Here is a 12,999-nt window from a genome sequence, read left to right as displayed (position 1 = left end):
CGCCCACCGCCGCAACCGTCTCCTGGATACGCCGCGCGCTCCGATCCGGCAATCCCGGAGCGCGCAGCGAAGGCTCAGGACTTCGCCGTGGCGGCGTCGTGCGCGAGCGGCAGCACGCCGACGGCGTACTGCGTCAGCACGTCGACGACGGCGTCGAAGTCGGTCCAGCGGCCGTCGACGTAGGCCGTCGCCAGCGCCTCCGTCTGCGCGATCATCCCCTCGGCGATCATCTCGACGCGCTCGCGCTCCGCCGGCGTGGACGCCGGCAGCCCGAGCTGCACGAGGTCGTCGACCAGGTCACGCCGGATGTCGGCGCGCAGCACCCGTGCCAGCTCGCCGAGCGGCGAGGCCGGCTGGTGCAGCTCCTGGAGATAGAGGCGGAGCAGCACCGGATGCTCGACCCAGGTGCGCAGCGGGACGCGGAACGTCTCCTTCACCGCCTCGACCCCCTGCCCGGCGAGCACGGCCTGCCGCGCAGCCCGCAGCCGCGTGCGCAGGAGCCCCATCTGCTCCTCGCCGAGCGTCCGCAGGAGGTCGTCCTTGTCGCGGAAGTGGACGTAGAAGGTCGGCTGCGCGACCCCCGCCGCCCGCGCCACCGCGCTCGCCGAGAGACCGCCGTAGCCGGTCTCGGCCAGCACCGTCGCCGAGGCCTCGAGGAGACGGCGCCGGGTGATCGACTTGGCCTCCTCCCGGGTCAGCGTCCGCGTCGCCATGGAATATGACCGATAACAGCATTGCCGGAGCCGTTCAACGACAAATCACCACCCTGTATTGACAGGGCATTTTCGCCGATAGAGGTATCACCTACGAACGGAGGACGCAGGCCATGCAGGACTTCCCCATCGTCATCGTCGGCACCGGCTTCTCGGGCATCGCCATGGGCGTGCTGCTGCGCCGGGCCGGGATCGAATCGTTCACCATCCTCGAGAAGGCGGACGACGTCGGCGGCACCTGGCGCGACAACCACTATCCCGGCGCGGCCTGCGACGTGCCTTCGCACCTCTACTGCTTCTCCTTCGAGCCGCGCCCGCAGTGGTCGCGCGCCTTCTCGCCGCAGGCCGAGATTCACGCCTACCTCCGTCACTGCGTCGAGAAGTACGACCTCCGCCGCCACATCCGCTTCGGCTGCGCCGTCAGCGGAGCCGAGTTCGACGCCGCGGCCGGCACCTGGACGGTGCGCATCGAAGGCCAGGCGCCGCTGGTGGCGCGTGCCCTCGTCCTCGGCAACGGCGCGCTCTGCGAGCCGGCGATGCCCGACATCCCCGGCCTCGCGACCTTCACCGGCCCCTGCTTCCACTCCGCGCGCTGGGACCACGACGTCGACCTCGCCGGCAAGCGCGTCGCCGTCATCGGCACCGGAGCCAGCGCCATCCAGTTCGTGCCGCAGCTGGCGCCGCGGGTCGGCCATCTGGACCTCTTCCAGCGCACGCCGCCCTGGGTGCTGCCGAAGCCCGACCGCCGCATGCGGCGCTTCGAGCAGCGCCTCTTCCGCCGGCTGCCGTTCGTGAACCGGCTGCACCGCGCGTGGATCTACTGGACCATGGAGGCGCGCGCGCTCGGCTTCGTCGTCAACCCGAAGCTGATGACGCTGCTCCAGCGCCTCGCGCACCGCTACCTCGCCCGCGCCGTCCCCGATCCCGTCCTGCGCGAGAAGGTGACGCCGCGCTACGCCATGGGCTGCAAGCGCATCCTGCTCTCGAACGACTACTACCCCGCGCTCGGGCGCGAGAACGTCGACGTCGTCACCGAGGGCATCGCCGCGGTGACGCCCGCGGGCGTCCGCACGCGCGACGGCGTGCTGCACCCGGCCGACGCCATCGTCTGCGGCACCGGCTTCATGGTCGGCGACTTCCTCACCCGCCTCCACGTCGTCGGCCGCGGCGGCCGCACCCTGCACGACGCCATGGCGGCGCGCGACGGCCACTACCTCGGCATCGCCGTCCACGGCTTCCCGAACCTCTTCATGCTGATGGGCCCGAACACCGGCCTCGGCCACAACTCGATGATCTTCATGATCGAGGCGCAGGCGCGCTATGCGCTCCAGGCCATCCAGGCCCTGCGCCGCCGGCGCCTGCGCTTCGTCGACGTGCTCCCGGCGCGGCAGCGCGCCTTCACCGACGCCCTCCAGGCGAAGCTGCGCCGCTCGATCTGGGCGAGCGGCTGCCAGAGCTGGTACCTGGACGCCGACGGCTACAACACCACGACGTGGCCGGGCTTCACCTGGCAGTACTGGTGGCAGACCCGCCGGCTCGCGCTCTCCGACTACGAGTGCGTGCCCGAGGGCACGCCGGCCCACGAGCCGGTCGCGACGCCCCTGCCCGCTCCGGCCACCTGAGCACCTGCGCAGCCGCGACACGTCCGTCGCGAAACGTCTTGCCCGGCGCGGTCGGCGGGCGGTACGGTCTGCGCCCCCATGCGCAGCCTGTCCGTCGCCCTCGTCGCCGCCGCCGCCCTGCTCCCGACCGTCGCCGCCGCCCAGGTGGGCGACGCCTACCTCTGCTACCAGACGCGTCCCAGCCGGGGCGCGGCACGCTTCCCCGGTCGCGTCGTTGCGGTCGCCGACCGCTTCGGGGCGCGCAGCGTCGACCTGCCGAAGCCGCAGCACGTCTGCACGCCGGCGGGCGTCGACGGCGGCACGGTCGGCGACGCGACGACGCATCTCGCGTCCTACCGCGTGCGCACGACGATCCCGGCCGCCGCGCCGCAGCGCGGGCTGCGCCTCACCACCGCCGTCGCGACGCTCGACGTCGATCTGAAGATCCCCGCCCTCGCGACCGCTCCGGCGGCGACGGACGCGGGCGCCGCCCCGGCGCCGCCGGATCCCGCCGCGCACGACGTCAACCACTACCAGTGCTGGAAGGCAGGCTCGACGCGCGGGACGCCCGGCCTGCCGAAGGGCCTCACGGCCCGGGTCGCCGACGCGTTCGGCGCCGAGCGGACGTACACGCTGAAGGGGCTGCGCAGCGTGTGCACGCCGGCGCGGGCCGACGGCGCCGACGTCGAGCGCGCCGCCGCGAGCCTCGCCTGCTTCAAGGTCCGCCGCGCCCGCGCCGAGGCCGCGCCGACGCCCGCGCGCGGGCTGCACGTCCGCGACGACCTCGGCCCGCAGAGGCTCGACCTCGGGCGCGAGGATACGCTCTGCCTGCCGGCGGTGCTCGACGACGGCCGCTGCAACGGCGACGCCGCGCTCTGCGACCGGCGCTACGATCAGGTCGCCTACGCGACCACGCACAACGCGATGTCGAACGCCGACGAGGGCTGGCTCGGGCCGAACCAGCGGCGCGGCATCGGCCGCCAGCTCGAGGACGGCATCCGCGGCCTCATGCTCGACACGCACTACGACGGCGGCGTCGCGCACCTCTGCCACGCGTTCTGCCAGCTCGGGAAGGAGACCCTGGTGAGCGGCCTCTTCAAGATCCGCCGCTACCTCGACCTGCACCCGCAGGAGGTGGTGACGATCATCTTCGAGGCCTACGTCTCCGAAGCCGACACCGCCGCCGCCTTCGCCGCCGCCGGCCTGCTGCCGGCGCTGCACGTGCAGCCCGCCGCGGCGCCGTGGCCGACCCTGCGCCAGCTGATCGACGCCGAGACCCGCCTCGTCGTCTTCACCGACGTGCGCGGCGCCCTCCCCTGGCACCACTACGTGTGGGACTACGCCTCCGAGACGCCGTACTCGTTCGAGACGCCGGCGCAGCTCTCGTGCGCGCCGAACCGCGGCAACCCGAGCCGCCCGCTGTTCATCCTGAACCACTTCCTCACCCAGATCCTCGGCAGCCCGCAGCTCGCCGAGCAGATCAACCACAACCCGCTCTTCATCGACCGCGCGCGCGCCTGCCAGACGGCGCGCAACCGGCTGCCCAACTTCGTCACCGTCGACTTCCACGACATCGGCGACGTCTTCGCCGTCACCGCGACGCTGAACGGGCTCGCGCCGTAGGCGGCTTGCGTCCCCGGGGCGGACCGGCCATGGACGTCCTCCGCCCATGGCCCTCCTGCTCGGCTGTCAGAACGTCACCAAGGCCTACGGCGCCGCGCCGCTCTTCGCCGACGTGTCGTTCGGCGTCCACGACGGCGACCGCATCGGGCTCGTCGGCCCGAACGGCGCCGGCAAGTCGACGCTGCTGCGCCTGCTCGCGGGTCTCGAGACGCCGGACGCGGGCACGATCGCGCTCCGCCGTCAGGCGCGGCTCGCCTTCGTGCCGCAGCACCCGACCTTCCCCGACGATCGCCCGATCCTGGCGATCGTCGACGACGCGCTCGCCGGCGACGGGCTCGACCCGACGGCGCGCGCCGTGCGCGTCCGCGCCACCCTCACCCGCTGCGGCTTCGCCGATCCCGACGCGACCCCGGGTCCGCTGTCGGGCGGCTGGCGCAAGCGGCTCGCGATCGCGTGCGCGCTCGTCGCCGAGCCCGACCTCCTGCTCATGGACGAGCCGACGAACCACCTCGATCTCGAGGGCATCCTCTGGCTCGAGGAGCTGCTGGAGGGCCTCGCCGCCGCGCAGCTCGTCGTCAGCCACGACCGCTGGTTCCTCGAGCACACCGCGCGGCGCGTCCTCGACCTCGACCCGGTGCATCCGGGCGGCTTCTTCGAGACCCGCGGCCGCTACAGCGACTTCCTCGAGCGCAAGGACGCCGCCCTGCACGAGCAGGCGCGCTGGCAGGCGACGCTCGCGAACCGCGTGCGCCGCGAGACCGAGTGGCTGCGCCGCGGTCCGAAGGCGCGCACCACGAAGGCGCAGTCGCGCATCGACGAGGCCGGACGGCTGGCGGACGAGCTGGCCGCGGTGCAGGCACGGCAGACCCGGCGTACGACCGCGCTCGACTTCACGGCCACCGAGCGACGCACGAAGCGGCTCCTCGTCGTCGAGCACGCCGCCAAGGCGTTCGGCGCACGCCGCGTGCTCGACGACGTGAATCTCGTCCTCGGCCCCGGCACCCGGCTCGGCCTCCTCGGCGCGAACGGCAGCGGCAAGTCGACGCTCATCCGGCTCCTCACCGGCGCGCTCGAGCCCGACGCCGGCCGCATCGAGCGCATCCCCGGGCTGCGCATCGCCACCCTCGACCAGCACCGCACCGCGCTCGACCCGACCGTGCCGCTGCGCCGCGCGCTCGCCCCCGAGGGCGACCAGGTGGTCTTCGGCGGGCGGCCGATCCACGTCGCCGGCTGGGCGCAGCGCTTCCTCTTCCGCCCCGAGCAACTGCCCATGGCGGTCGGCCGGCTCTCCGGCGGCGAGCAGGCGCGCGTGCTGCTCGCGGCGCTGATGCTCCAGCCCGCCGACGTGCTCGTGCTCGACGAGCCGACCAACGACCTCGACATCCCGACCCTCGAGGTGCTCGAGGAGAGCCTGCTCGAGTTCCCCGGCGCGGTCGTGCTGGTCACGCACGACCGCTTCCTCTTCGAGCGCGTGACCACGACGGTGCTCGCACTCGACGGCAGCGGCGCGGCGGTGCCGTTCGCCGACTACGCGCAGTGGGAGGCGCAGCGCCGTGCCCGGCCGGCGGCGGCGAAGTCGAAGGCCGCCGCCCCTCTGCCCGCACCGCCGAGGCCGGCGGCGAAGCGCCTCACCTGGGCCGAGCAACGCGAGTGGGACGGGATGGAGGCCGCCATCCTCGCCGCCGAGACGCACCTCGCGTCCTGCCAGGCGGCGCTCGACGATCCCGCCGTCGCCAGCAGCGCCGACGAGCTCGCCGCACGCTGCGCGGCGCTGCACGGCGCGCAGGAGGCGATCGATCGGCTCTACACGCGCTGGAGCGAGCTCGAAGCCAAGCGCGGCTGAGGCCGTACCCGGCGGCGGACCGCGCGCCGCCGGGACGCTAGCTCGCGACGCGTTCATCTTGCGATCAAGCCGCGCCTGCGCCATGAGAGGCGCGAGCGATGCCGCACAGCCGTCCGCCCGACAGCCCCACGCAACCCGCGCCCGCCCGGGCGGACGAGGAGCCGGAACCCCCATCGAGCCTGGTCGAGCGCGTGCGCGCGGTGTTGTCGGTGGCAGACCCGTCGCCGAGCGTGCACGCGATCGCCACGGCGCTCGGCACGAGCGTCCGGACGCTCCAGCGCCGCCTCGCCGAGCAGGGATGCAGCGTCGAGAGCCTGCTCGCGACCCGCCGCCGTGTCGCGGCGCTCCGCCTGCTCGGCGACACCGACGCCAAGGTCGTCGACATCGCCTTCGACCTCGGCTACTCGGACCACGCGCACTTCACGCGCGCGTTCCGCCGCTGGACCGGACAGTCGCCGATCGCGTATCGCCGCGCCCGCCTCCTGCCCGGCCGTCAGAACGCGAAGCCGAGCGCGCTGTAGGGTCCACGCATCTCGAGGTTCCCGGCCGAGTCCGGCCCGAAGTCGTGATCGAACGAGATCGCGCGGTAGCCGAGGCCGAGCCACGGTTGGCTGCCCCACGGGCTCCACGGGAGCCACCAGCGCACACCGCCGACGAGCCCCCAGATCAGATCCGAGCTGGCGCCGAAGCCGCCGATGTCGCCGCGGAAGTCGAGCGACAGGCGGTCGTGCACGGGCACCTCCCAGCGCACGCCGATCATCGGATCGGCCCAGTCGAACGCCTCGTCCGCGGCGAGCGCGCGGCCGACGACGCCCGGGCGCTGCGTGTCGGCACGCAGGACGTTGCCGAGGTGCATGATGCGCGTGCCGGCGTAGACGCCGAGGGTCAGCGGACGGCGGCGGTCGCGCAGCGTCCAGGCGCCGAGCTGGTAGCCGAAGCCGACGTCGATCGCGACGGGGTACATCGTGAGCTTGGCGTCGAGCGTCGTGCAGCACACCTTGGCGTCGGTCTTCAGCTCGACGTAGCCGCCGAAGGCGTCGAGGAAGGCGCTCCAGCGTCCGTACGACGCCTGGAACCAGGCGGCGCCGGCGAGCGCGTCGCCGTCGAACAGCAGGGTGAGGAGATCGTCGACGGTGAGGTCGACGAAGGCGGTCCGGTTCTCCACCTCGACGGTGCCGAACGTGCCGGTGAGCCAGGCGTACGGCGCCACCTCGAAGCGCCAGGCGGACGCGCCCGCGGCGGGGACCTCCTCGGCCGCCGCGAGCCCCGGCAGGGCCAGGGCCAGCACGAGGGCGAGCGCGCGCACGATCGGATGCTGCGGCACCGCCCCTCCCCTCAGGATGCCGGGCACGCCTTCACGCAGGCGACGTACGCGTCGCCGCAGGCGGTGAGGCCGGGCGCCGCGGCGTCGCGGGCGGCCAGCCGACAGGTGAACGCCGTCGCCCCCGCCTCCTGCTCGCACGACTCGCGCTGCGGGCTGCCGGGCGGCTCGGTGGCGCGACAGGCGGCGACGGCGGCGTCCTTCGCCTGCACGCACGCGCCGACCGCCGCCCCGAGCGTGGCCTCGATCGGCGCCTCGCAGGCCCGGCGCGTCGCCCCACAGGCCTGCGCGCAGGTCGCGTCCTTGTCGAGACAGGCGCTCGCCGTGATCTGGAACGTCCGCCGGCACGACTGGAGCGCCGCACGGCGTGCCAGCCGCGCCGCCCCCTTGCACGCCGCGGCGCCGGCGGGCGGAGTGCCCGGACCACAGTCCTGCCGGCAAGCGTCGCCGGTGCGGTCGCACTCGGCCAGCGCGTCGCGCGACGCGCGGCGCGCGCCGGCGCGGCACTCGTAGCCGTCGAGCTGCGCGCGATCGACGCACCGGGCACGCTTCTTCGGCGCCGTCGGATGGCTCGTCACGCACCGCGCGAGCGCGCTCTCGAGCTGCGCATCGCAGTGCGCGATCTGGTCGGGATGGCCGGTGGCGTCGCGACACTCCTCTTGCGTCTCGAGGCACGCCCCGACGCACACCGGGTCGCGCTCGAGGCAACGCGCCCGCTCGAGGACGAAGGCGCCGTCGGCGCTGCCGCGGCACTCCTGCTGCTCGCTCCGCGCCGCACGGAAGCACGGCCCGCCGCACGTCGCGGCACTGCCCGCGGCGAACGCATCGCCCGGCACCGTCGCGGCGAGCAGCAGCATCAACATCGATCCGATCATCGTCCCGACGGGCGTCCCTAGCCCGCCGTGCGTCCCCCCGCTTGCCATCTGACGCCAGCGCGCGCTCACGAGCGCCGCGGGCGCACGATCGCGGCGGTCTGCACGCGGGCCGCGAGCTGCGTCCACTCGGGCGTCGCCCGCAGCGACGCGAAGTCGTCGTTGTCGTCGAGGAGGGGCGGTGCGGCGAGGCCGAGGTCCGCGGCCTCGCCGAGCAGCGCGAGCGCGCCGCCGGCGTCGCCGGCCAGCGCGGCGAGGCAGGCGAGGTTGTAGGGCGGGATCCACGAGTCGGCGCGCACGCGTCCCGCCGCCGCATAGTAGTCCCGCGCCGCAGCGTCGTCGCCGAGGAAGCGCGCCGCGTTGCCCGCCTGGACGAGCACCTCGAAAGGCGTCGGCAGCGCTGCCAGCACCCGGCGGTAGTACGCGAGCGCGCGCGCCCAGTCATGGCGGTCGTAGAACAGGTCGGCGAGCCGCCGGTGCACGTGCGGGTAGCTCGGATCGACGGCGATCGCGCGCTCGTACCAGGCCTCGGCGCCCGCGGCGTCGCCGCGTACCGCGGCCACGCCGCCGAGGTTGCTCATCGCCTCGACGTAGGACGGCGCCAGCTCCAGCGCCGCGCGGAAGCGCCGCTCGGCCTCGTCCAAGTCGTCGCGGCGCAGGGCCAGCGCGCCGAGCGCGCCCAGCACGCGATGCTGGCGCGGATCGCGCGCGAGCGACGCTTCGTACTCCCGCCGGCGGACACAGCCCGGTCATGATCGAGCTGTGCGCCGGCAGCGTGATCGGCGCCGACGAGGCGGCGTCGGCACAGCGCACGCCCTCGCGGGCCAGCCCGTCGATCGCCGGCGTCTGCGCGAGCGCGAAGCCGTAGCACCCGAGCCGATCGGCGCGCAGCGTGTCGACGGTGACGATCAGCAGGTTGGGCGGCTGCCGCCGATCGCAGCCGGCGAGGCCGGCGGCAAGGACGAGCAGCACGCCCCAGGCGCGGCCTCGGCGGCACGGGGCCGCGCGCCGCGGCGGTTCACGATCCGGTCGCAGTGCCCGACTTCCCCTGCGTCGCCTTGTAGGTGAACGCCTGGCTGGTCGCGTACGCTCCGGGCCCGGCGTCGAACACCACCGGCAGCGTGACCGGGACGTTCTTCTCGCTGGCGTCGACGAGGCCGTAGTCCGCGAGCGCCGTCTGGAAGTCGCCCTTCAGGTGGAAGGTGAACTTGTAGGTGCCGGCCTTGGTGACGCCGTTCTTCAGCGAGGCGTTCAGCGCGAACTTGTTGCCGTTGCCGTCGTTCGCCTTGCCCTGCTTGTCCAGCACGAAGGCCTGCTGCACGCCGCCGACGTCGACCGTCACCGGCAGGCCGGCGAGCGAGACGCCCTCGGCGACCGTCAGCTTGCCCTTCCACTGGATCGTGTCGGCGCCGGTCTTCTTGAACTTCAGCTCGATGGTGGCCGACTTGAACTGCGGCGGCGTGATGGGTGCGAAGTTGACGACCTGCGACAGCTCGGCCTCGCTGAGACAGTTGATGCTCTTCGCATCCAGGTCGACGAGGTTCTCGACCGTGTTCTTCGCCTGCTTGCTGCTCCCCTGCACGGTGGAGAACGTCATCACGATCGCCGTGCCGCCCGCCGCGATCGTCGGCGTCCACGTGAACGCGGCCTGGCCCGCGCTGTTGATGCCGACCGACGTCGGCGGGCTCACCGCGCCCGGCCCCTGCACGACGAAGCCCAGCCGCGGCTGATCGGACTGCACGTTGCCCGGCAGCATCTGCGCGGTGGTGAACCACTGTACGGAGGCGCCGAGGCTCGAGCCGCCGGTCGAGGTCGCGACGATGGACGTGTCGCTCCCCGAGCCGAGGAGGCCGCGCAGCGAGATGCCCACCTCGACGGGAGCGGCGCCGGTGTTGGTGACGACGTTCATCCAGCGCACGAAGTCGCCGTTGCTCGGCACGAAGACCTTGCGGCTCACCGCCAACGACGGCGCGGTGAAGGTCTGGGTCGGGAACACGAGCTGGCGGTTCGCCCCGTTCTGCTCGCACTCCTCCGCCGCCAGCGGCTCGCCGGGATTGTAGATACGCGGTGCCGGCAGCGGCGTGCCGCCCACCGACGTGATGGCGAGTCCGTTGAAGCCGGCGAAGGCGTTGGTGAGCGGAATGTCCACCTGGCGCTGCACCGTGTAGACGGTCGCGAAGCCGAAGAACGGCGTGAAGCCGACGAAGTAGCTCGTCACCGTGACCGGCTTCACGTAGGTGGCGTTGGTGAGCGCGCCCGACGCGTTCGAGAGGTCCTCGAGCGGGTCGACGTCGGTGTTGACCCAGTACTTCGTCCCGTTCTGATCCTTCAGCTCGATGGGCAACGCGTGCCCGAGGGACGCGACGGCGAGCACGGCGACGGCCGTGATGCCGCGGAGCCTGCAGGCTCCGCGCTCCCGATGACGATGTGCGATCACGACACTTCCTCCTTCGTGTCCCATGGTGGAGCCGACGCCCGCCGCCTTGCGCGCCGACGATGCGCGCCGCCCGTCACCGGGGTCTTGCCATTTGACGCCAGCATCGCGGCGCTTTTGACGGCCCGGGTCGGCGCGGCTACACGTCCTGGGCCCATGCCGTTCCACGCGCTGCTCGCGGACGGATCGTCCGCGACGATCACGGTGGCGATCGAGACCACGCCCGGCGTGCGCGTGACCGCCGCGACGCCGGCGCTGGACGCGGTCGCGAGCCGCGCCGTCGCCGCCGCCGCGCGCGCGCTCGAGGCGCGTCGCCTGGTGCCGTCGGTGCTCGGCTGTCGGCTCGCCGTCGACGCCGCGGGCGAGCCGGACGCGCTCGGGCTGCCGCTCCTCCTGGCCTACGCGGCGCACGCGCTCGGGCATGCCCATGGGCGAGCGCTGCCGATCGGCGTCGCCGCCGCGGGCGGCGTCGGCGGCGACGCGGCCGACGCGCCGATCACGGCCGTGGACGCGCTCGACGGCCGCGCCCAGGCCGGCACGCTGGCGCTCACCCCGGGCGGCACCGTCGTGCTGCCCGCCGCCGGCGCGGCCGCGCTGTCACCCGACGTCCGCCAGGAGCTGGACGATCGCAGCCTCGCCCTGGTGCGCGTGGCGACCGTCGACGACGCGGTCGCCACCGTCGCCCGCCTGCTCCTCGGTACGGAGACGGGTGCGACGCCCGCCCCGCGCGGCGTCGGGGCCTGGCTGCGCTCGCGCTTCGGACGCTGAGCCGCGCGCGGGCTTGGCATCCCGCGCGATGCGCGCCATGGTCGGCCGCATGCGCCGCGACGTCGATGCGACGGATCCGTCGCTGCGTGCGCTCCTGCTCCACGTCGAGCAACGGCGCGCGCGGGCACGGCAGCGCCTCGCCGGCGTGGCCCCGGCGCCTGCCGCGACGACCGACGCGCGACGACCCGCGGCGGCCGACGGCGCCGCAGGCCGCGAGGGAGCGGGCAGCGGCGCCGCCGTCCTGCGCCTCGAGCGGCCGACGCCGGACCTCCTGCGCGTCGTCCTCGCCCGCCCGCCGGGCTTCACGTACCGCGCCGGCCAGTCGGTGCGACTCGTGCTGGGCGGCGTGCGCCGGCGCTACACACTCGTGTCCGCGCCGCACGAGCGCGACCTCGAGCTCTTCGTCGAGCTGGTGCCGGGCGGTCCGATGTCGGAGCGCTGGCGGGCGCTGCGCCCCGGCGACGCCGTCGGCCTCGCGGGCGCGGCGAAGGACGGCCTCGCCCTCGCCCCGGACGCGCGCCGCCACCTGATGCTCGCCACCGTCACCGGCGTGAATCCGTTCGTCAGCCTGCTGCGCGACGCCGTAGAGCGCGGCCGGCGCGATCTCGGCTGCGTGCTCGTGCACGGCGCCAGCTACGCCGACGAGCTCGGGTACGCCGACGAGCTGGCGGCGCTCGCGGCGGCGCGGCCGGACCTCCTCGTCTACCTGCCGACGATCAGCCGCCCCGGCGAGGCACGCAACGCCGGCTGGACCGGGGCGCAGGGCCGCGCCGAGGCGCACCTCGACGCCGCCGTCGCCCGGCACGGCCTGGCGCCGGCGACGACCGCCGCCTACGCCTGCGGCCATCCCGCCATGATCGACGGCGTGCAGGGACGCCTCGGCGAGCTCGGCTTCACGGTACAGGTCGAGCGCTACGCCTGAGCGGCTCGACGCGGGCCGACGGCGGCGATCCGAGGGCCGGCCGTGCCCCCGCGCCGAACGGCCCTGCCGATCCGGACACACGCGCTCCCGCCGGCGGCGCTCGTGGGCTGCGGAGCCCTGGGCGTGCTCGCCTGCACGAGCCGCCTGGTCGCCTTCCACGACTCCGACTCGTTCCTGCCGACGCTCGTCAGCATCCAGCACTGGACGCCGTACTACTGGGGGCAGGCGCGCTGGGGGCATGCTGGTGCCCGCGCTCTTCGGCTGGCTCGACGAGCCGATCGCGAACCTGCTCGCGCAGACCGCGGTGATGGGATTCACGGGCGCGGCGGTCTTCCCGCTGCTGGCTCATCACCTGCGACCGCGACGTTCCGCGCCGCTCGTGGCGCTGCTCGCGCTCTTCGTCGCGACGACGGCCGACCATCTCCTCTTCTGCTGGTTCCTCGCGCAGCCGTACGCGATCGGGCTGGCGCTGGCGCTGCTCGCTCTCGGACGCCTCGCCGGACCCGGGCCGCGACACGCCGGGGCTCGGCGTCCTCCTCCTGCTCGTGGCCGCGTGGGTGAACCTCGCGACGATCGCGGTGGCGCTCGGGCTCCTCGTCGGGAGCACCGCCGGCGGCGGCGCCGCTGCCCGGCGCGCCCCGCGGCATTTCGCCGTGGTGGCATGTGTGGCGTCGTTCGTCGCCTGGCTGGCGCCGCACGTCGCCACGCCGCTGCCGGGCGAGACGAGCCTGCTGCGCGCCACCCTCGTGGGGGCCGCACGGACCGACTTCGGCGGCCCGATGCCCGCGGCGACGGCGCTCGCCGGCATGAGCGCGCTCGCGCTCCTCGGCCTCGTACCGCGGCGCGGACGGCGGGCGTACGCGGCGCGCTGGCTCGCGCCGCTGGCGACCGGCGGCGCCGCC

12 protein-coding genes are annotated in these 12,999 nt (G+C 74.3%); 7 read left to right on the top strand and 5 right to left on the bottom strand.

The genetic code is table 11. The annotated features are described in order from the left end of the window. Nucleotides 1-74: 74 nt before the first annotated feature. Nucleotides 75-713: a TetR family transcriptional regulator gene (locus tag KIT14_21710; GenBank protein MCW5893140.1), complete on the bottom strand. Its 639-nt coding sequence runs from the start codon at nt 711-713 to the stop codon at nt 75-77. A 113-nt stretch (nt 714-826) separates the two neighbouring features. Between KIT14_21710 and KIT14_21705 the strand changes: the two genes are divergently transcribed. The 4 genes from KIT14_21705 (at nt 827) to KIT14_21690 (ending at nt 6,301) form a co-directional block, all read left to right on the top strand. Further along, nucleotides 827-2,335 carry an NAD(P)/FAD-dependent oxidoreductase gene (locus KIT14_21705; GenBank protein MCW5893139.1) on the top strand — a complete coding sequence of 503 codons (1,509 nt, stop codon included), beginning with the start codon at nt 827-829 and terminating at the stop codon, nt 2,333-2,335. A 78-nt stretch (nt 2,336-2,413) separates the two neighbouring features. Continuing rightward, a complete protein-coding gene (locus KIT14_21700) occupies nt 2,414-3,937 on the top strand; it encodes a hypothetical protein (protein ID MCW5893138.1) in 1,524 nt (507 codons plus the stop codon). A 46-nt stretch (nt 3,938-3,983) separates the two neighbouring features. Further along, complete coding sequence (locus tag KIT14_21695; protein MCW5893137.1) at nt 3,984-5,780, top strand: ABC-F family ATP-binding cassette domain-containing protein; 1,797 nt, start codon at nt 3,984-3,986, stop codon at nt 5,778-5,780. A 209-nt stretch (nt 5,781-5,989) separates the two neighbouring features. After that, on the top strand, nt 5,990-6,301 hold the full coding sequence (locus KIT14_21690; protein MCW5893136.1) for a helix-turn-helix transcriptional regulator: 312 nt from the start codon (nt 5,990-5,992) through the stop codon (nt 6,299-6,301). Here KIT14_21690 and KIT14_21685 read toward each other — a convergent pair. From KIT14_21685 to KIT14_21670, 4 genes are all read right to left on the bottom strand, one after another. Beyond that, on the bottom strand, nt 6,274-7,104 hold the full coding sequence (locus tag KIT14_21685; protein ID MCW5893135.1) for a hypothetical protein: 831 nt from the start codon (nt 7,102-7,104) through the stop codon (nt 6,274-6,276). The two genes, KIT14_21690 and KIT14_21685, sit on opposite strands and share 28 nt — an antisense overlap. An 11-nt stretch (nt 7,105-7,115) precedes the next feature. After that, nucleotides 7,116-7,964, bottom strand: a complete 849-nt coding sequence (locus KIT14_21680) for a hypothetical protein (GenBank protein ID MCW5893134.1) — start codon at nt 7,962-7,964, stop codon at nt 7,116-7,118. 77 nt (nt 7,965-8,041) lie between these two features. Continuing rightward, nucleotides 8,042-8,617 carry a tetratricopeptide repeat protein gene (locus KIT14_21675; GenBank protein ID MCW5893133.1) on the bottom strand — a complete coding sequence of 192 codons (576 nt, stop codon included), beginning with the start codon at nt 8,615-8,617 and terminating at the stop codon, nt 8,042-8,044. Nucleotides 8,618-8,991: 374 nt separating this feature from the next. After that, nucleotides 8,992-10,410, bottom strand: a complete 1,419-nt coding sequence (locus KIT14_21670) for a hypothetical protein (protein MCW5893132.1) — start codon at nt 10,408-10,410, stop codon at nt 8,992-8,994. Between the two features lie 153 nt (nt 10,411-10,563). On the opposite strand from KIT14_21670, the gene KIT14_21665 reads away from it, so the two are divergent. The 3 genes from KIT14_21665 to KIT14_21655 all read left to right on the top strand — a co-directional run. Then, entirely contained in the window at nt 10,564-11,175 is a 612-nt protein-coding gene (locus tag KIT14_21665) for a hypothetical protein (GenBank protein MCW5893131.1), read from the top strand. Nucleotides 11,176-11,224: 49 nt separating this feature from the next. Further along, the gene (locus KIT14_21660) at nt 11,225-12,097 is read left to right on the top strand and encodes a ferredoxin--NADP reductase (GenBank protein ID MCW5893130.1); all 873 of its coding nucleotides are present in this window, start codon (nt 11,225-11,227) and stop codon (nt 12,095-12,097) included. A 545-nt stretch (nt 12,098-12,642) separates the two neighbouring features. Beyond that, on the top strand, nt 12,643-12,999 hold a 357-nt coding region (locus KIT14_21655), incomplete at its 3' end, for a hypothetical protein (protein MCW5893129.1).

Source organism: bacterium, assembly GCA_026129405.1.
GTDB lineage: Bacteria > Desulfobacterota > Binatia > DP-6 > DP-6 > JAHCID01.
The sequence above is the reverse complement of the archived record's forward strand: the minus strand, read 5'-3'. Positions and strand labels throughout refer to the sequence as shown.